22 protein-coding genes are annotated in these 20,495 nt (G+C 65.8%); 10 read left to right on the top strand and 12 right to left on the bottom strand.

The features are described from left to right. Positions 1-106: 106 nt before the first annotated feature. The 6 genes from lnt to ACIBW7_RS34865 form a co-directional block, all read right to left on the bottom strand. Entirely contained in the window at positions 107-1,804 is a 1,698-nt protein-coding gene (gene lnt / locus ACIBW7_RS34840; protein ID WP_397053871.1) for an apolipoprotein N-acyltransferase, read from the bottom strand. After that, the gene (locus ACIBW7_RS34845) at positions 1,794-3,386 is read right to left on the bottom strand and encodes an amidohydrolase (protein WP_397053873.1); all 1,593 of its coding nucleotides are present in this window, start codon (positions 3,384-3,386) and stop codon (positions 1,794-1,796) included. The genes lnt and ACIBW7_RS34845 overlap by 11 nt, the downstream gene beginning before the upstream one ends. Before the next feature lie 81 nt (positions 3,387-3,467). Next, on the bottom strand, positions 3,468-3,701 hold the full coding sequence (locus tag ACIBW7_RS34850) for a hypothetical protein (protein ID WP_397053875.1): 234 nt from the start codon (positions 3,699-3,701) through the stop codon (positions 3,468-3,470). A 130-nt stretch (positions 3,702-3,831) separates the two neighbouring features. Beyond that, positions 3,832-4,308, bottom strand: a complete 477-nt coding sequence (locus tag ACIBW7_RS34855) for an FxsA family protein (protein ID WP_397053877.1) — start codon at positions 4,306-4,308, stop codon at positions 3,832-3,834. An 84-nt stretch (positions 4,309-4,392) separates the two neighbouring features. Next, on the bottom strand, positions 4,393-5,052 hold the full coding sequence (locus tag ACIBW7_RS34860) for a response regulator (protein WP_397038507.1): 660 nt from the start codon (positions 5,050-5,052) through the stop codon (positions 4,393-4,395). A 70-nt stretch (positions 5,053-5,122) separates the two neighbouring features. After that, positions 5,123-6,301 carry a sensor histidine kinase gene (locus ACIBW7_RS34865; protein ID WP_397053879.1) on the bottom strand — a complete coding sequence of 393 codons (1,179 nt, stop codon included), beginning with the start codon at positions 6,299-6,301 and terminating at the stop codon, positions 5,123-5,125. A 55-nt stretch (positions 6,302-6,356) separates the two neighbouring features. Between ACIBW7_RS34865 and ACIBW7_RS34870 the strand changes: the two genes are divergently transcribed. Further along, a complete protein-coding gene (locus tag ACIBW7_RS34870; RefSeq protein WP_397053881.1) occupies positions 6,357-7,124 on the top strand; it encodes a TSUP family transporter in 768 nt (255 codons plus the stop codon). Between the two features lie 5 nt (positions 7,125-7,129). Here the strand turns inward: ACIBW7_RS34870 and ACIBW7_RS34875 are convergent, their stop codons facing one another. Further along, the gene (locus ACIBW7_RS34875; RefSeq protein WP_397053883.1) at positions 7,130-7,783 is read right to left on the bottom strand and encodes a TetR/AcrR family transcriptional regulator; all 654 of its coding nucleotides are present in this window, start codon (positions 7,781-7,783) and stop codon (positions 7,130-7,132) included. Positions 7,784-7,859: 76 nt separating this feature from the next. Then, on the bottom strand, positions 7,860-8,183 hold the full coding sequence (locus ACIBW7_RS34880; RefSeq protein WP_397053951.1) for an ArsR/SmtB family transcription factor: 324 nt from the start codon (positions 8,181-8,183) through the stop codon (positions 7,860-7,862). Between the two features lie 72 nt (positions 8,184-8,255). On the opposite strand from ACIBW7_RS34880, the gene ACIBW7_RS34885 reads away from it, so the two are divergent. From ACIBW7_RS34885 to ACIBW7_RS34895, 3 genes are all read left to right on the top strand, one after another. Next, positions 8,256-9,038 (top strand): glucose 1-dehydrogenase, encoded by a 783-nt coding sequence (locus tag ACIBW7_RS34885; RefSeq protein ID WP_397053885.1) that lies wholly within the window; start codon positions 8,256-8,258, stop codon positions 9,036-9,038. A gap of 111 nt (positions 9,039-9,149) precedes the next feature. Then, complete coding sequence (locus ACIBW7_RS34890; protein ID WP_397053887.1) at positions 9,150-10,679, top strand: TldD/PmbA family protein; 1,530 nt, start codon at positions 9,150-9,152, stop codon at positions 10,677-10,679. Positions 10,680-10,687: 8 nt separating this feature from the next. Then, on the top strand, positions 10,688-12,079 hold the full coding sequence (locus tag ACIBW7_RS34895) for a metallopeptidase TldD-related protein (RefSeq protein ID WP_397053953.1): 1,392 nt from the start codon (positions 10,688-10,690) through the stop codon (positions 12,077-12,079). Here the strand turns inward: ACIBW7_RS34895 and ACIBW7_RS34900 are convergent, their stop codons facing one another. Together ACIBW7_RS34900 and ACIBW7_RS34905 are read right to left on the bottom strand one after the other, a co-directional pair. Next, complete coding sequence (locus tag ACIBW7_RS34900) at positions 12,080-12,463, bottom strand: PPOX class F420-dependent oxidoreductase (RefSeq protein ID WP_397053889.1); 384 nt, start codon at positions 12,461-12,463, stop codon at positions 12,080-12,082. It abuts the gene before it with no gap. Positions 12,464-12,507: 44 nt separating this feature from the next. Beyond that, entirely contained in the window at positions 12,508-13,056 is a 549-nt protein-coding gene (locus ACIBW7_RS34905) for a PadR family transcriptional regulator (RefSeq protein WP_397053891.1), read from the bottom strand. Between the two features lie 110 nt (positions 13,057-13,166). On the opposite strand from ACIBW7_RS34905, the gene ACIBW7_RS34910 reads away from it, so the two are divergent. Next, positions 13,167-13,889, top strand: coding sequence for a glyoxalase (locus ACIBW7_RS34910; protein WP_397053893.1), 723 nt, complete (start codon positions 13,167-13,169; stop codon positions 13,887-13,889). 4 nt (positions 13,890-13,893) lie between these two features. Here the strand turns inward: ACIBW7_RS34910 and map are convergent, their stop codons facing one another. Continuing rightward, positions 13,894-14,661 (bottom strand): type I methionyl aminopeptidase, encoded by a 768-nt coding sequence (gene map / locus ACIBW7_RS34915; protein WP_397053895.1) that lies wholly within the window; start codon positions 14,659-14,661, stop codon positions 13,894-13,896. A 197-nt stretch (positions 14,662-14,858) separates the two neighbouring features. On the opposite strand from map, the gene ACIBW7_RS34920 reads away from it, so the two are divergent. The 5 genes from ACIBW7_RS34920 to ACIBW7_RS34940 all read left to right on the top strand — a co-directional run bounded on the left by ACIBW7_RS34920 (position 14,859) and on the right by ACIBW7_RS34940 (position 20,098). Continuing rightward, complete coding sequence (locus tag ACIBW7_RS34920) at positions 14,859-16,487, top strand: hypothetical protein (RefSeq protein WP_397053897.1); 1,629 nt, start codon at positions 14,859-14,861, stop codon at positions 16,485-16,487. 383 nt (positions 16,488-16,870) lie between these two features. Next, a complete protein-coding gene (locus ACIBW7_RS34925) occupies positions 16,871-18,043 on the top strand; it encodes an aminoglycoside phosphotransferase family protein (RefSeq protein WP_397053899.1) in 1,173 nt (390 codons plus the stop codon). 296 nt (positions 18,044-18,339) lie between these two features. Further along, on the top strand, positions 18,340-19,635 hold the full coding sequence (locus tag ACIBW7_RS34930; RefSeq protein WP_397053901.1) for a cytochrome P450: 1,296 nt from the start codon (positions 18,340-18,342) through the stop codon (positions 19,633-19,635). A 33-nt stretch (positions 19,636-19,668) separates the two neighbouring features. Beyond that, entirely contained in the window at positions 19,669-19,797 is a 129-nt protein-coding gene (locus tag ACIBW7_RS34935; protein WP_397053903.1) for a hypothetical protein, read from the top strand. A gap of 37 nt (positions 19,798-19,834) precedes the next feature. Continuing rightward, complete coding sequence (locus ACIBW7_RS34940; RefSeq protein ID WP_397053905.1) at positions 19,835-20,098, top strand: helix-turn-helix domain-containing protein; 264 nt, start codon at positions 19,835-19,837, stop codon at positions 20,096-20,098. A gap of 1 nt (position 20,099) precedes the next feature. Here the strand turns inward: ACIBW7_RS34940 and ACIBW7_RS34945 are convergent, their stop codons facing one another. Continuing rightward, on the bottom strand, positions 20,100-20,477 hold the full coding sequence (locus tag ACIBW7_RS34945; RefSeq protein ID WP_397053907.1) for a PPOX class F420-dependent oxidoreductase: 378 nt from the start codon (positions 20,475-20,477) through the stop codon (positions 20,100-20,102). Positions 20,478-20,495: the final 18 nt, after the last annotated feature.

The following is a 20,495-nucleotide window of genomic DNA, read 5'->3' on the forward strand; positions in this document are numbered from 1 at the left end:
CGCTAACGCCCGGAGCCGACCAAAAGATGGTTTCGCAGCCCCGAAACATACCGATTGTTTGGTTAGGGAAAAGCCCTACTCATCGCGCTCAACCGATCTGGCGAGCTCAGCCGACCGGCTGGTCCATGGTGGCCTGGTCGTTCGCGTACCTACCGCGGTTCTTTCGCCGCCGGATAACTGCCACCACGACGGCAGCACCGGACAGGATAACCGAGAGAAGTTCCGCTTCGGCGCCGAATCGGGTCGCGAGTGTCGTGTCGCTCCGCAACGGCAGTTCGGCGACCAGCGCGGCGGGCACGAACTTGGGTGTCTGCTGCTGGACTGTGCCATCCGCGGTGATGATGGCGCTGACACCGGAGGTGGCGGCGACCACGAGGGCGCGGCCGTGTTCGACGGCACGGACCCGGGACATGGCCAGCTGCTGATAGGTCATCTCGCTGTCGCCGAAGGTGGCGTTATTGGTAGGCACGGTCAGCAATTGGGCGCCCGCGTGCATGGAATCGCGGAAGGCGCGGTCGAAGGCGACCTCGTAGCAGGTCGCGACGCCGATATCGATGCCACCGCCGTAGCGACTGCTTGCAGGTCGCTCGAAAGGCTCGGCGCGGACGGTGCCGTCGCCGTTGCCCGGGACGAAGTATCCGGCGCGGTCGGCGTACTCGGAGAACAGGCGGAAGAAGCTGCGCATCGGCAGGTATTCACCGAACGGCTGGATGATCTTCTTGTCGTGCCGCTCCCCCGGACCGGCCGCACCGTTCCAGACGATGACCGAATTCGTCGTCGTGCGATCGCCGTTCACCAGTACGGCGCCGACGAGTATCGGCGCGCCGATCTGCTCGGACGCCTCGGTGATCTCCGCGGCCGCGTCGGCGTTGCGCAGCGGGTCGATATCCGATGAGTTCTCCGGCCAGATCACCACGTCCGGCTTGCGCGCCTGCCCCTGCGCGACTGCTCGAGCCAATTCCTCGGTGCGCCGGACGTGGTTGTCGAGTACAGCGCGTCGCTGGGCATTGAAGTCCAGCCCGAGCCGCGGCACGCTGCCCTGGATGGCGGCGACCGTGATCGTCCGGTCGCCCTCCTCCGGGCCGGGCAGCGCGGTCCGGAGGATCGCTCCGGTGACCGGGATGGTAACCAAAGTCGTCGCCGCGGCGATAATTCCGATGCGGGTCGTGGTGGTACGGCCCGTCTGAGCGGGCGATTGATCGTCCGTCGGCACGACCGTCACGCGAGTCCACACGTACACCAGCACTGCCGCCGCCGCGGTTCCGGTGAGCGCCACCGCGAATCCGATGAGCGGCGCGCCCCCGACCATGGCCAGCGAGAGGTACCACCCGTCGGCCTGACCGAACGCCAAACGCCCCCACGGGAACCCGCCGAACGGAAAGCTCGATCGCAGCCACTCGGTGGCCGTCCACGTCAACGCCACCCACACCGGCCACCCCGGCAGCGAATACAACAACCGCGCAAATAGCCCGAATAGTCCTATATATAAGGAACACACCGTCGATAACGCGAGCCACGGCACCGGCCCGACGTAGATCCCGGTCCACGGCAACAGCGGCACGAAGAACGCCAGCCCCGCCAGGAACCCGTACCCGAACCCTCCACGCATCCGCGCGGCGCCGCGTATGGTCAGCGTCAGCACCACGATCCCGATAGGCGCAAGAAACCAGAACGGCCGCGGCGGAAAACTCCCGAAAATCAACAGCCCCGACACCACCGCCGCGACCGACCGACTCAGCACCGGATACCGACCGAGCGCGACCGCCACGCGGCGCAGAGCCGCGCCGGGTGTTTCAGGCTTCATGGATAGTGACTCCGCGGTGGACGGTACGTAGGCAGGTGGGCAGGGAGGCGTCGGGGTCGAGCGGAGGTAGGCCGGGGACCCTGGAGCGCGGATCAGTGGACCAGCGCTGGACGGTGTCGGCGGCTGCTGCGACGACGAGGTCGGCGGCGTCCCAGATCGCGTAGGAGGCGGGAGCTCCCGGGACCAAGGTGCCCGCGACGCCGTCGCGGATGCCACCCGCGCGCCAGGCCCCGCGGGTGGCAGCGGCAAAGGCGGCACGAGGTGAGAGACTGTGGCCGGGGGTGCGGTGGTTGGCCGCGGCGCGGACCGCCGACCAGGGATCGAGTGCGGTAACCGGTGCGTCCGAGCCGATGGCGAGGGCGATGCCCGCCGCGGCCATGGCCGCGAAGGGATTCAGGGTGGCGGCGCGTTCGGAGCCGAGGCGGGAGGCGTACATGCCGTCCGGGCCGCCCCAGGTCGCGTCGAAACCCGGTTGGACACTGGCGATTACGCCCCAGGCGGCCAGTTTCGCGATCTGATCGGCATCGATCATCTCCGCATGCTCGACGCGGTGCGCGCGGGATGCGACGGCCGGGCCGCCGAGTCCGTCGACCACCTGTCCGAATCCGGCGACGACAGCGTCCATCGCGGCATCACCGATGACGTGGAATCCGGCCTGAATGCCCGCCTCGGTGCAGGCACGCACATGCGCGGCGATCGTGTCGGCGTCGAGGTAGCCGAGACCGGTTCCGGCGTCGTCGGCATAGGGCGCGCGCAACCGAGCGCTGTGCGAGCCGATCGAACCGTCCACGAACAGGTCGCCGCCGAGCGCGTGCACCCCGAGTTCGGCGACCAGCGCCCGCGCCTCGTCCGCGGTGCGCACCGCCGCACCCCAATAGGCCCGGACTTCGACACCGTGCTCGAAGTCGAGTAACTCACGAATATCGGTGCGACCGGCTATCTCCGGTCCCCCGCATTCGTGTACCGCCACGACACCGTGCGCGGCTGCCGTATCCAGTGCGGCCTTGCGCGCCCGATCCCGTTGTGCGCGATCCAATCCCGAGAGCACCGCGGTGCGCACCAGATGGTGCGCTTCGGCGCGCAGGGGCGCACCGCGCGTGAAACCCGAGGCGGCGGTGACTTCCGCAGTCAACAACCCCGACGACACCACCGCCGAATGCGCATCCACCCGTGACAGATACACCTGTCGCCCCGGCTGCACCGCCGCGTCGAGTTCCTCGACCGTCGGCGGCCGACCTTCCGGCCATCCGGTCTCGTCCCAGCCGTCGCCGAGAATCGCGCCGTCGGGATGCGACGCCGCGAATACGCGCAGCAGTTCCAGGCAGTGTTCGAGTGAACGCGCCACCGACAGATCGAGGCCGGTCAGTTTCAAGCCCAGCGCCGTGACGTGCACGTGCGGATCGACGAATGCCGGTGCCACGAAAGCACCGTCGAGGTCGATGATCTCCGCATCCGGATGCAGCGCGCGTCCCGGTTGCTCGGCGCCCAGCCACACCACAGTGCCGTCGGTCACGGCCATTGCCGTCGCGTCGGGTGAACTCGAACTGTAGAAACGACCGCCGATCAGCAACTGGGTACTCACGAGAGACCAGTCTGCCGTATGGGTGTTTCAGTCCGTCGAGTCGGACAGCCTCCGCCCCGTAGCGACTGCTTGCAGGTCGCTCTAAAACGTCGGCGGCGAAACGTCCGCGGGTTGTGCGAGCACTGCCATGACCTCCGCGTATTTCGGCGGCGCGCCGCCGGGTGCGGCTCGCATACCCGCCTCCACCGCGATCAGTTCCAGCCGCAGTGCCGCAGCCGTGAATCCGGAAATCGACTGTCCCGCAGCCGCCGCGGCCTGCCGCACCGCCGCTGCCAGCTCCTCACTCACCGTGACGGTGAGCTCTTCGGTCGCCATCCGGCCACCCTAGTCCTTTGATCCGTCTTACGAAATGGGCACGAGGGTGATAGTTGGCACGGTTTATGTAAGAGACCAGGCGTGAACCCGGTCAGCCGACTGCCACTTTCGAGCGACCGGCAAGCGGTCGCTACGGGAGAGCGGGGCGAGTCGAGGGGCGGGGGTCGTCGTACCACTCGCTGACAACCGCGCCGTCGACCACATCGTCACCGTCGATGATCACGCCGCGATACGGCATCGCGGCGGCCAGACGGCTGAAGCGGCGCGCGGCGAACGCGGCGACCAGCGGACGGACCAGGAAGCGGGTCGGCGGCAGCAGCAGGAGCAGCCCGAAGAACGAGGTGACCAGGCCCGGGATGAACATCAGGAACCCGCCCGCGGCGACGAGCGCGCCGTCCGCGACCGCGGTGCCCGGGTTGATCTCCCCGCGTCCGGCGCGCCGGAATTGTTCGAAAACGCGACGGCCCTGGGAGCCGATGAGCAGCATGCCCGCAGCGGAACCGGCGATGAGCAGCAGGATGGTCGGCATCACACCGATGAGCTGGCCGACGCCGATCAGCGCGGCGATCTCGACGATGATGTAGAGCACGAACAGTACGGCGGGCATGGCGATCCTTTCGGACGATCTACCCGGTTCAACGTCGCACGGTCCGATTTTTCTCCCGATCCAGCCTGATAGCTCGCTGAGATCTCACCCGCCGGGTCGCACCAACCCGGTCTCGTAGGCCAGCACGACCGCTTGAACCCGGTCGCGCAGACCGAGTTTCGTCAGCACCCGCCCGACATGCGTCTTGACGGTGGCCTCGGACAGGTACAACTGCTCGGCGATCTCGGCATTGGACCGCCCCGCCGCGATCTGCTCCAGCACCTCACGCTCACGCGCGGTCAGCACCTCGAGTACCGCCGGATCCCGCATACCACCCGGGTCGTCGGCGATGAGCCGGTCCAGCAGTCGCTTGGTCACCTTCGGCGACACGACCGCATCACCGCCGGCCACACTCCGGATCGCCGAGACCAGATCCTCGGGCGGCGTGTCCTTCAACAGGAATCCGCTCGCACCCGCTCGCAGCGCTCCCAAGGCGTGTTCGTCGAGGTCGAAGGTCGTCATCACCAGCACCTTGCAGCCGTCACCGGCCTCGACGATGCGTTGCGTGGCGGATACCCCGTCGACGACCGGCATCCGCACATCCATCAGCACCACATTCGGCCGCAACTCCTTGGCCCGGGATATCGCGGCGGCGCCGTTCTCGGCCTCGCCGATCACCTCGATATCCGGGTGCGCACCGAGCACCATCTTCAACCCCATGCGCATGAGTTCCTGATCGTCGACAACGAGAACGGTAATCGGCACGTCCCTAATCTATCGGCCCCGTCCAGCGTGTTTTCCGCACCATGCGCGCGGCCTCCGAAAAAGCCTGCGGCTAACCGTTTTCGTTGCCGCGCACCAGTGGGATCGTCGCGTATACCCGCCACGTGCCATCGGAGGTGCGGCCCGCTTCCAACGTGCCGCCGAGTACGGCGATGCGTTCGCGCATGCCCACCAATCCCATACCGCCGCCGACGATCGGGCTCGCGGCCTGCTCCAGCACCGGAACTCCGCCGGTATCGGTGACTTCGATGACCGCATCGGCTTCGCGGCGTTGCACCCGCACCCACGCCTTCGGGTGCGAACCCGCATGCCGGAGCGTGTTGGTCAGCGATTCCGCCACGATTCGGTGCATGCCGAGACTCACCTCGGGGGCGATATCGTCGAGTTCACCGGTCATTTCGAGTTCCACCGCGAGTCCGGTATCGCGCATCATCTCGACCACCTTCGCCAGACCCGCGGTTCCGTGCTGCGGCAACTGATCCGGGGCGTGCTCGATGCGCAGCAGCGCCACGGTTCGCCGCAATTCCCGCAGGGCCTCGCGGCCGGTGCTCGCGATCGTGGTCAATGCCCGCTCGGCCGCGTCCGGATCGCGGTGCAGCGCGTACTTCGCGCCGTCGGCCTGCACGATGATCACGCTCACCGCGTGGGCGACGACGTCGTGTAGTTCGCGGGCTATGCGGGTGCGTTCGGCGGAGACGGCATCGTGCGCCCGGCGTTCCCGGTCGTAGTCGGCGACCGCGAGCCGCGCCGCCACCTCTTGGTCGTAGGCGTGGCGCGCGCCGATGAACTCGGCCAGCGTCCAGCACAGCGCATAGAACATCGCGGTGAAGATCAGATCCGAACCGGCCGGCTTGTGCAGCAACAGAAATGAGCTGGTGCAGTCGGCGACAAGGCCGAGCGCGTACCAAACTCCTTCCTTGCGACCGACATACGCGACCAGCGTGTACAGCATGATGCCGAGCCCGAACAGCGCGATATGGTCGGCCTTGTCCTCGGACGCGTAGCTCACCAGCGTCGAGGCGATCGAGAGTCCGAGCATCGCGGCCGCCATCGCCCGCGGATACAGCCGCCGAAATGCGACCGGTACCGGCAACAGCACACCGATTCCCAGGTATGCCAGCTTGCTGTCGGAATTGCTGACCCCGAGAATCTCGAGCAGCATCAGCACGGCGGCCAGTATCGAATCCGAGATGAGGGGCTTGCCACGAAGCCACAGACTGAACCGGCGCACGAATATCAGCCTAGGTGCGGGCGGCCCCGATCCAACCATCTGGTTGGCTGGCCGGGTGGATTTTGCAGACTGGGCAACGTTATTAACAGCCGCGACCGCCGCGGGCTGGGTGGATGCGGTGGTCGGCGGCGGCGGATTGATCATCCTGCCGACACTGTTCCTCGTCGCACCGGGCATCACGCCACAAACCGCACTCGGCACCAACAAGCTCGCCGCGGTCGCGGGCACCAGCGCGTCGGTCATGACGTTCGCGCGCAAAGTTCCCATGCAGTGGCGCACTTTGCTGCCCGCGGCGGCGATCGCGGCGGTCACCGCGGCGACCGGTGCGGCGGCGGTGTCCCTCATCGATCGCGACCTGTTCATCCCGATCGTGATGGTCGTGCTGGTCGGCGTCGCCGTCTTCGTCACGCTGCGCCCGTCGATCGGCATCACCCTGGCCACGCACCCACCGACTCGGCGCAAGTTCGTGCTCGTGATCGCCCTGGCCGCCGGATTGATCGGCTTCTACGACGGACTGCTCGGCCCCGGCACGGGCACCTTCCTGATCATTACCTTCGCCACCCTGCTCGGTACCGAATTCGTGCGCGCGGCCGCGATGGCGAAGGTGATCAACTGCGGATCCAATTTCGGTGCGCTGATCTACTTCGGTGTCACCGGCCACATCATGTTCGCGCTGGGCGCGGCCATGGCGGTCGGCAATGTGGCGGGCGCGATCATCGGCTCGCACATGGCATTACGCAAGGGCGCGGAGTTCGTGCGCGTCATACTGCTGGTGGTCGTCATCGGCATGGTGATCCGTTTGGGCTGGCAACAATTCGGCTGAGGCGATCAGTGCATGGGTCCGGCATGCATCTTGGTATTCGAGGCGAGCCAGGGCTGCAGCACCCGTGAGGTCGTTTCGTGGATCTGGCGGTGCAACCGCTCGCCGTCCACTCCGGCCACCGGACTCTGGAACAGCACCGTCAACGCACCGGAAACCGCGCCGACCACGGCACCGACCAATGCGGCGGCACCGACATCGTCCAATTCGGCGGGAAATGCCATATGCAACTGCCGCGCGATCTCGCGTTGTGCGACCAGTTGCGCATGCGCGGCCCGCCCGCTCACCGCGGGCACGGTGCGCGAAACCTGTGCGCGCAGTGCAGCAATGCGCGCATTCAGATCATCGACGAGGTGTTCGCCCGGATTGTCGCCCGCCGCTCGCAACGCGCGCAGCAGCACTTCCACGGGCCGCTCGCCGGGCCGGCGACTCGCGATGGCAGCCACCGCGGCGCGCACCCGCTCGTCCTGTTCCGGGAAGAGCAACTCTTCCTTGCTGGCAAAGTAGTTGAAGAAGGTCCGGGTGCCGACCTCGGCCGCGGCGGCGATATCGGCCACCGTGGTCTCTTCATAGCCTCTGTTCTCGAAAAGCTCGACGGCTGCCTCGAGGAGGGCACGGCGGGTACGTTCTCGCTTGCGATCGCGGAGGGCGGATGGCGGCACGCGGGCACAGTACGGCATAACCCGACTTGGGTACGGTAACCACGACTTTCGCGCGCGCCATGCGGCCAAACCGTGATCAAGTTCGGGTCGCGTGCAACTGCTCCCGCCGGGCCGCATCGATCACCGAATCCAGCAAACCCGGGAACCGCGCGTCGAGATCGTCACGACGCAACGACTGCAGCGTTTCCCGTCCCGACGGCCGCTGCCAGATGATCCCCGCATCGCGCAGCACCCGATAGTGGTGCGTCAGATTGGATTTGGGCACACCGTCCACGATCGAACCGCAGGTGTGCTCCGCCCCATCCGCGAGCACGCGAACGATCCGCAGGCGCAATGGATTTCCCAGTGCGGCGAACACATTCGCCAACTCGATCCGATCTCGCTCCGGATGTGCCGTCATCACACCGACCAGGATAGCTCGATTGTTGACATACAGTCGAACTGTTCATATGTTCTTGAACTATACAACTGTATGAGAGGTCGTGCCATGGTGCGCAATTCCCGATTCGACGACAAGATCGCACTGATCACCGGCGGAACCAGCGGTATGGGTTGGGCCGCCGCGCGCAGGTTGCTCGACGAGGGTGGGCGGGTTGTCATCACCGGGCGTGACAAGTCCCGTCTGGATGCCGCGGTCGAAGAGTTGAACGGCGGCGATCGCATCCTCGGAATCCCCGGTGACGCAGCGAATCTCGCCGATCTGGACGCGTTGACGGCCGCGGTCCGGGACCGTTACGGACGCCTCGATGTCGTTTTCGCCAATGCGGGCGTCGGCGCGTTCCAGGCGGTCACCGATGTCACCGAGGCCGAGTTCTACCGGGTCGTCGATATCAACTTCAAGGGCGCGTTCTTCACCATCCAGCAGACCCTCCCCCTGCTGGCCGATGGCGGCGCGATCGTGATCAATGCATCATTCGCACTGCATCGGGGTGGGCCGGGCGCGGCGCTCTATTCGGCGACCAAGGCGGCGGTGCACAACCTGGCACGGACGCTGGCGGCCGAACTGGCGCCCAGGCGCATCCGGGTCAACTCGGTGAGCCCGGGTTACACCGGGACGCCCGCGTTCTATGCCGAAGCATCACCGGAAGTACAGGCCGCCGCCGTCGCCACGGTCGCCGCGGGACGCATCGGCACCTCGGAGGATGTCGCCGCCGCGGTCGCCTTTCTCGCCTCCGACGAGGCGTCCTACATCAACGGCCAGGACCTGCTTATCGACGGCGGTCTCGTCACCGCCACCCCTGCGGCCATGGTCTAGAACTGCGCCGCTGGGCATTTCGTGCGGCATTGCATTCGATGCATGTCTACAAGGTCTGCGTCAGCGCAGCGGAAGCGGCGCCCGCCAGTCCGACCGGCTAGGTTGGGTCAGGTGAGCATCGCGACTTCCAAAGATGTGGACGCCGAGTTCCTTGCGTTACCACTGCACGCGCTCGCCGACGCCGCCCTTTCCGCGGCGCGGGCGGCGGGCGCGCAGCACGCCGATCTGCGGGTGCATCGGCTGGTCACCCAGTCGATCCGGCTGCGCGACGGCCGGGTCGAGGCGATCAGCAATGCCACCGATCTCGGCTTCGCCGTGCGCGTGATCGTCGACGGCACCTGGGGTTTCGCCTCGCATGCCGCGCTCACTCCCGAGACCGCGGCCGAGGTGGCGCGGCGAGCGGTCACGGTGGCGACGACCCTGCGCGCGCTCAATCGTGAGCGCGTCGAACTCGCCGACGAGCCGCGATACGACAATGTGCACTGGGTTTCGGCCTATGACCTGGATCCGTTCATGGTGCCGACCGCCGACAAGGTCGCTGTGCTGCAGGACTATTCGGGCCGCCTGTCCGCCGCCGACGGCGTCGATCACGTCACCGCCTCGGTGTTGCAGGTCAAGGAGCAGACCTTCTACGCCGACACCGCAGGCTCCGCGATCACTCAACAGCGCGTGCGCCTGCACCCGCAGCTGGAGGCGATCACCGTGGACGCGGCGGCGGGTGTCTTCGAGACCATGCGCACCCTCGCCGCACCGGCCGGCCGCGGCTGGGAGTACGTCACCGGTGCGGACGGAACCTGGGACTGGAGCGAGGAACTCGCGCAGATCCCGGGATGGCTGGCCGAGAAGGTGAAGGCGCCCAGCGTCGACGCAGGACCCACCGACCTGGTTATCGACCCGACCAACCTGTGGCTGACCATCCACGAATCCATCGGTCACGCCACCGAATACGACCGCGCCATCGGCTACGAATCCGCCTATGCGGGTACCTCGTTCGCAACCCCGGACAAGCTCGGCACACTGAAGTACGGAACGCCGATCATGCACGTCACCGGTGACCGCACCGAGGTGCACGGTCTGGCCTCGGTCGGCTACGACGACGAGGGCGTCGCCGGACAACGCTGGGATCTGGTGCGCGACGGCACTCTGGTCGGCTATCAACTCGACCGCGTCTTCGCCCCGCGTCTGGGCCTGGAACGCTCCAACGGTTGCTCCTACGCGGACTCACCGCACCATGTGCCGATCCAGCGCATGGCCAATGTCTCGCTGCAACCGGATCGCGAAAACGACACCAGTACCGCCGAACTCATCGCCCGGGTCGAGAACGGCATCTATATCGTCGGCGACAAATCCTGGTCGATCGATATGCAGCGGTACAACTTCCAGTTCACCGGCCAGCGGTTCTTCCGCATTCGCGACGGCCGGCTCGACGGTCAGCTGCGTGATGTCGCCTATCAGGCCACCACCACCGACTTCTGGGGTGCGATGGAGGCGGTCGGCGGACCGTCCACCTGGCGCCTCGGCGGCGCGTTCAACTGTGGTAAGGCGCAACCCGGCCAGGTCGCCGCGGTCAGCCACGGCTGCCCGTCGATCCTGGTGCGCGGCGTCAACATTCTCAACACCCGGACGGAGGCAGGTCAGTGATCGAGGTGATGATGCCCGCAGGTGCGGTCGTCGAGCAGGCGCTGGCGCTCTCGCATGCGGACGAGGCGATGGTCATCGTCACCGATGTGCACGAGGCGTCGCTGCGCTGGGCGGGCAACTCGATGACCACCAATGGCTCCTCGATTTCCCGGGACTGGGCGGTCATCTCGATCTTCCGCGACGGCCCGAACTCCGCGCGCGTCGGCAGCGTCAGCTCCACCAGCGTCGACCCGGCCGAGATCGAGCAGGTGGTCCGCGCCAGCGAGGCGGCGGCCCGCACCGCCGAACCGGCGAAGGATGCGATGCCGCTGCTGACTCCGGATTCCGCTGGTCTGCCGGACGCCGGGAGTGACTGGGCGTCCGCACCGGGTAGCACCGGGATCGAGGTCTTCACCGACCTCGCACGCGACTTGGCGGGCGGATTCGACGGCGCCGATCGGCTCTATGGTTTCGCCTACCACCAGATGCATACGACGTGGCTGGGCACCTCCACCGGTATTCGCCGCCGCTTCGTGCAGCCCACCGGTTCGGTGGAGATCAATGGAAAGCGTGGCGAGGGTGCGGATCTCGCGAGTGCGTGGGTCGGTGTCGGCAGCGCGGACTTCACCGACGTCGACGTACCCGGACTGCTCACCGAATTGTCGCGGCGGCTGGATTGGTCCAAGCGCCGGGTCGAGCTGCCCGCGGGGCGTTACGAAACGCTGCTGCCGCCCTCCGCGGTCGCGGACCTGATGATCTACCTGGCCTGGTCCATGGAGGGCCGGGGCGCGCACGAAGGGCACAGTGCCTTCGCAAAGGCGGGCGGCACTCGAATCGGTGAGCGGCTCAGCGACATTCCATTGACGCTCTATTCCGATCCGAGTGCGGGCGGACTCGAGTATCGTCCGTTCGTGGTGACTTCGGCGTCCTCGGAATCGCTGTCGGTCTTCGACAATGGTCTTCCGGCCCGGCGCGTGGACTGGCTGCGCGATGGGGTCATCGAATCGCTGGTCTACCCGCGTGCCACCGCCGCCGAATTCGACGCTCCCCCCACGGTTCCCGGTGATAACCTGCTGCTGACCGGCGGTTCGGGCGCGAGTATCGACACGATGATCGCGAATACCGAGCGCGGCCTACTGCTCACCACGCTCTGGTACATCCGCGAGGTCGATCCCGCGACCTTGCTGCTCACCGGTCTCACCCGCGACGGCGTCTACCTGGTCGAAAACGGCGAAGTCACCGCCGCGGTCAACAACTTCCGCTTCAACGAAAGCCCCATCGACCTGCTGCGCCGCACCACCGAAGCCGGCGCCACCGAAACCACGCTGCCCCGCGAATGGAAGGACTGGTTCACCCGGACCGCCATGCCGCCCTTGCGCATCCCGGACTTCCACATGTCCTCGGTGAGCCAGGCGACCTGATTACGCGGCCGGAGTGATCTCGAGGCCGATGGTGCCGGACTTGCCGCGGCGAATACTGCTCGCGGTCACCAGAATCGGGCCGAGGAGCCAGTACTTCTTCTTGATCAGCTTGCGCACCCGTTCGGTATCGGCGGCATCGAGCACCCGGCCGGTGCCTTCGATGACATCACCGCGCGGCTTGCCCGACGGGTTGCACGGTCGGAGGGTGACGGCGGGATTTCTGCGCAGCCGCTTGACCTTCCAACTGTTGGTTTCGGTCCACACATACAGCTTGCCGTCGTCCTCGGCAGCCCAGACGGCGGTGCCGACCGGTGTGCCGTCCTTGCGGAAGGTCGTCAGCAGCACATAATCGGCCTTGCCGACCGCACCCAGCGTGTTCGTCATGTGGGCAGCCTATCCGCCATCGGACCGGCGGGCGCCCCCTGCCATCAGTCCGACATCCGGTATTCACCCGCCTCCAGGCGCTCGAGAACGCCGCCGGTCCAGTTCGACAGATTGTCGAACACGCCGCTCCACAGCTCGAGTAGATCGGTCGCATGCGGTGGTTCGTACCGGCCGGGGAAGGTCGGGATCATGGCGATCAGATCATCGCGAACCGCCGCGGCATTGCGGCGTTGTTCGCGCAACTTCGCGATGACGTGCGCACGCGGCAACGCATCCATGAACGCGATACCCGCGCCGAGCTCTTCCATATCGACGCTGACCAGTGCCTCGTCCATGAGCCTGCGGAACTCGTCCTCCCCCGCCTCGGTCAGTTCGAACAGCGTCCGCCCCGGCCCCTCGGTACTGCCCTGGGTGCCGAACGCACTCAATTTGCCTTCCTGCGTCAGCTGTTTCAGCGCGTGATAGATCGACCCCGGCTTCACATTGGTCCAGGTTTCGGCACGCCACGACAGCAGTTCGCGCCGCACGGCGTAGCCGTAGGTGGGCTGACGCAACCGCATCACGCCGAGGACGAGCAGGCGCACAGCCGACATCCGGGATTCCCTTCTCTCGAAACGGCCATACTACTCAAATTTGACTTCCGGGATTTCACCACCCTAACCTCGGGTAGTCAAAATTGATTACCGGCTACCGAGGCAGGGCGATGACAAGCGATACGGCGGTTCCGGTGTTGTGGAGCGGCGATCTGAAGGACACCCTCGACTTCTACCGAGCGCTGGGCTACACGGTGACCCATGAGCAGACCAGGCCATACTCCTACGGCGCGATCGAGGCCAACGGCTGCGCGGTCCATTTCGCCGCCGCACCGCCGGGCATCGAACTTCCCACCGAACAGGTCGGTTGCCTGATCATGCTCGACGACGTCGCCGAGCGACACGGCGCATTCACCGCGGCGCTGCGCAAGCGCTACGGGAAGGTCCCCGCGAAGGGTTGTCCACGAATCACCCGATTCCGCCCCGGCCAGAGCAGATTCAGCGTGGTCGACCCGGTGGGCAATACCATCATCTACATTCAGCGCGACGAGCCCGAGGACGTCGATTACGGCGGCTCCCGCGAACTCGACGGCCTGGCCCGGGTTCTGGACAATGTCCGCATCCTGCGGGATTTCAAGAATGACGATGCGACCGCGATCCGGGTGCTCGAGGTCGGCCTGCGTCGCTACGGCACGCAAGCATCGGCCGTCGATAAGGCTCGGGCACTTGCGGCACTGACCGAATTGGCCATCGCCACCGGCGATTCCGAGCGGGCCGAGAAGGTGCGCGCCGAACTCAGGGGCATATCGCTTTCGAAAGTTGAACGCGCGAGCGTCGCGGCCGAGTTGCGCGCCGCCACCGATCTCGCGGATTGGCTCTCCGAAACGGATTGAGAGGTTATGCGGCGGCGGTCAACACCTGCGGTCCGTCCGCGGTGATCGCGACCGTATGTTCGGAGTGCGCGGTCCGCGAGCCATCCGCCGAGCGGATCGTCCAACCATCCGGATCCGTGTAGATCTGGTCGGTCGTGCGCGCGAACCACGGCTCGATCGCGATGGTCAAACCGGGTCGCAGCGGATACCCGCGACCGGCGCGTCCCGCATTCGGCACATGCGGATCCTCGTGCATCGTCCGCCCGAGTCCGTGCCCGCCGAATTCGGTATTCACCGGGTAGCCGTTAGCCCGCGCGACCGCCGCGATGGCGGCGGAGATATCGCCGATCCGGTTGCCGGGCAACGCAACCGCGATGGCAGCCGCCAGCGCATCCTCGGTGGCCTTGATAAGCCGCAGATCCTGCGCATCGGCGGTGCCGACGATCATGCTGGTGGCCGAATCGGCGACCCACCCGTCGATGCCCAGCGCCAGATCCATGCTGAGCACATCCCCGTCGCGCAGCGCATAGTCGAACGGAAGTCCGTGCAGCACAGCATCGTTCACCGATAGGCAGATCGTATTCCGGAAGGGTCCACGCCCGAACGACGGCGCATAGTCCCAGTAGCACGACACCGCGCCGCGGTCCTGAATCCGCTGCTGCACATGCTCTTCCAGCTCCAGCAGATTCACTCCGACCCGGGCCAGCGTGCGCACTTCCGCCAGGATCTCGGCGACGAAGCGCCCCGCCACCCGCATGCGTTCGATCTCTCCCGGCGACTTCAACTCCACCATGCCCAAACCTCCACCTCGGTATTTTAATACCGAGCATAGCGGCGATCGGTATAAAAATACCAATTACCCCGCGTGACCAGGCAATGTGTTATGTTCGCGAACGCGAAAGAGCACTGGTTTGTTTGGTTGTTCGCCGCTGCGAGCGGCATGCGTTCTGCCCGATCGACTCCCCGATAGCGAACGTAGAGGAGCAAGCGATGAGCCCGCGCCGCAAGGCACTCGTCGTCGCCGTCGCGCTGGCCGTTGCGCTGGCCATCCCCGCCTGCGGCGGCGATTCGGCGAAGATGGAGAACCAGTCGGGCACCGCCGCAGGCCCCGCCCGCAATCCCTACCTCGCCGCCGCGACCTACGGGCTGACACATATCGATCCTGGCCAGTCCGACACCTTCCCGTACCAAACGCCGCAGGGCGAGTTCCATATCGACCCGAAGCAGCAGCAACGCATCACCTCGGGACCGGTCAACATCATGACGCTCGCCGCCACCGATCCGGACCACATGTGGGTCTCCTCCACTCAGGGCGTGGTCTATGTCCAGGTCGGCAATGGCATGTTCCACGAGATCGCGCGTGCGGACGCACCGGGCGTGACACCGGTACCGTCGCAAGCATTGGACCAGGTGCTCGACCAGAACTTCACCGACCCGGGTCAGGTGGAGGCCGCAGTGCACAACGATTGGGGCGTCGATTGGACGCGCATCGCCAATGGCGTCTACAGCCTGGTGGACAAGGAAAATCGGGTCTACTACCTCACACAGAACGCGCAGATCGTCGTGTTCGGCTTGACGAATGCGAACAATCCCGAAGCGGGCGTACGGGTTCTGCGCACCCTCGACTTCAAACCCTGGCTCGGCAGCGGCCCCGGTCTGAGCGGTCAACCCGAGTCCATCGTCGGCCTGAATATGACCTATGACGGCAAATTGGCCGTGCTCAGCACCCGCGGGCTGTCGATCATCGACCGCAGCCTGCAGGGCGAACCGCAGCAGGTCCATTTCGGTGCCGACGAGGTGGTCTCCAATGCGATGGCCGTGGATGACAAGGGCGGGATCTACGTCGCCTCCGACAAGATCATGCGCAAGGTCGTCTGGACCGGGTCCAAACTCTCGACTGCCGCCGGCGACGGCGCGTGGGCAGCACCCTACGATTTCGGACAGCAGCCGCCCGCGGTGAAGTTCGGCACCGGCACCGGCTCGACACCCACACTCATGGGCTACGGCAAGGACGACCGGCTCGTCGTGCTGACCGACGGCACCGACCGGATGAAACTGGTCGCATTCTGGCGCGACGCCATTCCCGATGGATTCCAACCGAAGCCGGGCACCAAATCCAATCGGATCGCCGACCAGATCCAGGTGACGGCCGGCCTGACTCCGCAGCCCGAATTCATCCAGAGCGAGCAGTCGGTCGTGGTGGACGGCTACGGCGCGTTCGTGGTCAACAATGCCCGGCCGCAGGGCGCACCGGACCGGCTCGTCGATGTGCTCGCGGGCGGTCCGGTATTCGCGCCGCCGTCGGGTATCGAGCGGTTCCAATGGGATCCGGCAAACCACAGCTGGTCATCGGTGTGGTCGCGTGCCGATGTGGTCTCCACGAGCATGGTGCCCACCGAGAGCAGCAAATCCGGCGTGGTTTTCGTCAACGGCTACACCAAGACCAACGGATGGGAGGTGACCGGTCTGGATTGGAAATCCGGAAAGACGGTGCACCGCACCATCTTCGGGCAGAGCAATCTCGGTAACGGCGCCTACGCGCTGGTCCAGTTCTTTCCGAATGGGGATCTGCTGTTCAACAGCGTCGGCGGACCATTCCGGGTGAAGTACAACGGTTGAGCTTGCGGTCTTCGATACCACTCTGCCGATCAGCGGCAACGGTCTCGGCCGCGTGCGTGTCTTGTTCAGGGCCCCGTAATCGGCGGACGGTCGATGCGCCACAACCGCCGATCCTCCAGATTCGCCAGCCGTGGCCGGTACTTGCGCCTCAGTAAATGCCAGAGCCCGAAGACGATGAACGCACACCAACCGCGACATACCCCGCCCAGGACCGTGCTGTCGGTGCGAGGCCATGCTGGGCCTGCCCCGACGAGCGGGGGACTTGGGCAACCTCCTTGTCGTACAACGTCTTCCGGAATTGTGCGGTAGTGTCTGCGGGCCCCGGCCGCTCGCGGCCGGCTGCTCGGGACAGTGTTGTCGTACTCCGGAATCGAGGCAAGCGCATGAACCACAAGCTCTGGTTGCTCAGGCGATCCGCCACGGTCAGTGCTCATATGCTGGGCGAGAAGATCACCCGCCCGAAAGCGCGGTCCATCGACGACGTCCCGGTTTCTGGCGAAGAAATCACGCCCGAGTGGCTGACAGCTGTCCTGTGTCGCGATGTTCCCGATGCCGAGGTGCTGTCGTTCGACACGTCCAACGGCAGCCGCGGCACCTCCACCCGGGTTGCGATCCGGGTCGACTACAACGAGGTGGGCACCCAGGCGGGATTGCCCACGGAACTGTTCGCGAAGACAACTACGGCCTTCAGCCAGCGCATACTGCTCGGCGGCGGAAAGATGATCGAGGGGGAGACCCGCTTCTTCCGGGACTTTCGGCCACGAGTCGAGATGGAGGCGCCGATCGGCTACTGGGGCGCCTCCGATCCGTCGTCGTGGCGGTCGATCGCGCTGATGGAGGATATCGTCGCAACGCGCGGTGCCGTGTTCAGCGAGCCGACTGCTCCCATCGCCCGCGACCAGATCGAAGATCTGATCCGCAATCTCGCCCGGTTGCACGGCACGTTCTGGGAGGACTCGTCTATCGCGGTCCTCAACACCCCGGCCTACATGCTCGACGCTTACCTCGCCGCGATCGATATGAAGAAGCGCTGTGAGGTAGGCCTGCGCCGGGCGGAAGAGGTCGTTCCCGACGCCCTGCACGGGCAGAGCGAGCGGTTGTGGGCGGGTGTCGAGCGGGCCATCGCGATCGCGACCGAGGACGTTCCCGCGACCCTGTTACACGGCGACCCGCACATCGGGCAAACCTACAAGACTCGCGACGGGCGAATGGGGTATGTCGACTGGCAGGTGGTGATGCGTGGCGGGTGGGCGCATGATTTCGCCTATGCCGTCAACTCCGGATGTGAGCCCGAGGACCGGCGTGCGTGGGACCGCGAACTGTTGGAGGCATACCTGGACGAGCTGGGTCACGCCGGCGGCGAGGTGCCGTCGTTCGACGACGCCTGGCTGCTGTATCGGCAACAGTCCATGTTCGCCTACGCGGCATGGGCTTTCACGATCGGCCGTGCGGCGTATCAACCCAAGATGCAATCGACCGAAACATGCTTGACGCTGTTGAAGCGCATCACCACCGCGATCGACGATCACGATTCGTTGGGAGCCCTCGGCGTCTAGTGCCACCGGGAGGGGTGCGTTACTTGCGGAGCGTCAGGTCCGCACCCGACCATCGCGGCGTCGTGTCTGCCTCGACAGTCCATGCGCAGCGCCGACTACCGCAATTTCCTAGTCGCCGGCTTGACGCTCAGATGCGTGAAAGAGATTCTGCCGGGCGGGCTTCCAGTGCTGCGCTGTCCGCTATGCCATTGACCGGCTCCTACCGAGGCGGCAGGATTACTGCGCTCTTCGGAGCAGCGGCTCGGCACAGCGCAGTCCATAGCAACCTGCAATACGAACAGTCTGGAGTCTTCTTCTTGAGTACGCCGCAGTCCCAGGTGCGCCCACAGTCGTGCCCCGTCATCCACGGCTCGCCAATCGCTTCCGACGGCCCGCGAATGCCGCTGCACTCGCCGGAGTTCGCCGCCGACCCGCACCACGCATACAGTGAAATGCGAAGACAGTATGGCTCTTTGGCGCCGGTCGAACTGGCGCCCGGCGTACCCGCCACGCTGGTGATCGGCTACAACGCCGCGCTGCGAATCCTCAACGATCCCGATCATTTCCCTGCCGATCCGCGCGCCTGGCAGAAGACGGTCCCCTCCGACTGCCCGATCCTCCCGCTGCTGGAATGGCGTCCCATGGCCAGCAGAAGCACCGGGACCGACTTCGTGCGGTATCGGCAGGCGATCAGCGCGAGCATCGACGCCGTGGATCTCTACGCCATGCACGACATCGTGGAGGACATCGCAACCCCCCTGATCAACAACTTCTGCCAGGAGGGGCGCGCGGAGCTGATCAGCCAGTACGTTTACCCGCTGGTGTTCGAAGTCGTCAATTCCATGCTCGGCTGCCCGCCGGAGATCGGGCAGCAGGTCGCCGCCGGCACGGCCGCGTTGCTCGAGGGGGTCGATGCCGAAAAAGGCAGTCAGATGCTCGGCGCGGCACTGATGAATCTGGTGACCCTCAAACGAACGGAGCCCGGAGACGACATCACCTCAGTCCTGCAACAGCATCCGGCCGCGCTGGATGACGTGGAGGTGTCGCATCACGTATCGCAGGTCTACGGCACGGGCATCGAGTTCGAACTGAACCTGATCGTCAATACCCTCCTGCTGATCCTCACCGACAATCGTTTCGGTGACAGTGTCCTGGGCGGGAATCTGTCCTCGCGGGAGGCCTTGGATGAGGTGCTGTTCGATGACCCGCCGCTGGCGAACCTGCTGATCACCTACCCTCGCCAGCCGATCCTCGTCGACGGCGTATGGCTGCCTGCTAATCAGCCGGTCGTCATCAGCATGGCCGCCTGCAACAACGACCCTTCCATCCGCACCGATGACCTGGCAGGTAATCGCTCTCACCTGGCTTGGGGCATCGGCCCACACGCCTGCCCCGCGCAATCCCTGGCCTACTTGATCGCTCAGGATGCCATCGACCAACTCCTCGATGCCCTGCCCGAAATCCGGCTCGACGTAACGGACGGCACGCCGACATGGCGGCCGGGGCCATTCCACCGGGCACTGACGGAACTGCCGGTCACCTTTCCACCCGCCCCTCCTTTGAACGCGAACCTCGAACCCATGCGTCCTCACCCGCACGCAACCAGACGCTAGTGGAGTCGCGCGGGTAAGTTTTCAGGAAAGACCGTGCACCGCACCATCTTCGGGCAGAGCAATCTCGGTAACGGCGCCGACGTGCTGGTCGAGTTCTTTCCGAATGGGGATCTGCTGTTCAACAGCGTCGGCGGACCGTTCCGGGTGAAGTACAACGGTTGAGCTTGCGGTATTTAAATACCGTCCATAGTCTCGACACATGGTCCGACTTCCGCTGACTCCCGCCCAGGTCGAGGCCGGTCGCCGTCTCGGCGCCCGGCTGCGGGCCGCGCGCGCCGATCGCGACCCGGCCCTTATCGCCCAGGCCGCCGGAATTTCACCGGAGACGCTGCGCAAGATCGAGACCGGACGGCTACCGACGCCCGCATTCGGCACGATCGTGTCGCTGGCCGCGGCCCTGGAGATTCCGCTACAGGAACTCGCCGATACCTGGCGCTCGGCGGGGCTCGCGGAATCGGCCTGACCTACGCCGGTGTAATCGCGATCCCGACGGATCCGTCCGCGCCCTTGAACAGCTTGTGCAGGCGGATCAGCACGGTGCCGATGATCCCGTATTTGCGCGAGACGAGATCGCGCACCCGCTGCGTCCCCGCCGCATCCAGCAACTCGGCCTTGCCCGCGACCTTCTCCTCGCTCTTCGGGCGGCCACGACCGTCGCATATCTGCAGGGTCACCGCCGGATTGCGGCGAATCCGCTTGACCTTCCAGGTCTTCGAATTGGTCCACATCACGATCCGCTCGCCGTCCGGAGCCACCCATACGGGGGCGCCGACCGGCGTGCCGTCCTTCTTGTAAGTGGTCAGCAGGGCGTAACTGCTCGTGCTCACTTCGTTCCAAGTCATACCGAAAACGGTAGGCCG

Origin of the sequence: Nocardia sp. NPDC049526 (assembly GCF_044465765.1) — a bacterium.
In the GTDB taxonomy this organism is placed as follows: domain Bacteria; phylum Actinomycetota; class Actinomycetes; order Mycobacteriales; family Mycobacteriaceae; genus Nocardia.

What these genes read in the sequence shown, in the direction of transcription:
- lnt (WP_397053871.1), bottom strand. Translation starts at nt 1,804, where the DNA reads ATGAAGCCTGAAACACCCGGCGCGGCTCTGCGCCGCGTGGCGGTCGCG.
- ACIBW7_RS34850 (WP_397053875.1), bottom strand. Translation starts at nt 3,701, where the DNA reads ATGGCGACCGAAGAGCTCACCGTCACGGTGAGTGAGGAGCTGGCAGCG.
- ACIBW7_RS34855 (WP_397053877.1), bottom strand. Translation starts at nt 4,308, where the DNA reads ATGCCCGCCGTACTGTTCGTGCTCTACATCATCGTCGAGATCGCCGCG.
- ACIBW7_RS34880 (WP_397053951.1), bottom strand. Translation starts at nt 8,183, where the DNA reads ATGACGGCACATCCGGAGCGAGATCGGATCGAGTTGGCGAATGTGTTC.
- ACIBW7_RS34885 (WP_397053885.1), top strand. Translation starts at nt 8,256, where the DNA reads ATGAGAGGTCGTGCCATGGTGCGCAATTCCCGATTCGACGACAAGATC.
- ACIBW7_RS34895 (WP_397053953.1), top strand. Translation starts at nt 10,688, where the DNA reads ATGATGCCCGCAGGTGCGGTCGTCGAGCAGGCGCTGGCGCTCTCGCAT.
- ACIBW7_RS34900 (WP_397053889.1), bottom strand. Translation starts at nt 12,463, where the DNA reads ATGACGAACACGCTGGGTGCGGTCGGCAAGGCCGATTATGTGCTGCTG.
- ACIBW7_RS34905 (WP_397053891.1), bottom strand. Translation starts at nt 13,056, where the DNA reads ATGTCGGCTGTGCGCCTGCTCGTCCTCGGCGTGATGCGGTTGCGTCAG.
- ACIBW7_RS34910 (WP_397053893.1), top strand. Translation starts at nt 13,167, where the DNA reads ATGACAAGCGATACGGCGGTTCCGGTGTTGTGGAGCGGCGATCTGAAG.
- map (WP_397053895.1), bottom strand. Translation starts at nt 14,661, where the DNA reads ATGGTGGAGTTGAAGTCGCCGGGAGAGATCGAACGCATGCGGGTGGCG.
- ACIBW7_RS34920 (WP_397053897.1), top strand. Translation starts at nt 14,859, where the DNA reads ATGAGCCCGCGCCGCAAGGCACTCGTCGTCGCCGTCGCGCTGGCCGTT.
- ACIBW7_RS34925 (WP_397053899.1), top strand. Translation starts at nt 16,871, where the DNA reads ATGAACCACAAGCTCTGGTTGCTCAGGCGATCCGCCACGGTCAGTGCT.
- ACIBW7_RS34940 (WP_397053905.1), top strand. Translation starts at nt 19,835, where the DNA reads ATGGTCCGACTTCCGCTGACTCCCGCCCAGGTCGAGGCCGGTCGCCGT.
- ACIBW7_RS34945 (WP_397053907.1), bottom strand. Translation starts at nt 20,477, where the DNA reads ATGACTTGGAACGAAGTGAGCACGAGCAGTTACGCCCTGCTGACCACT.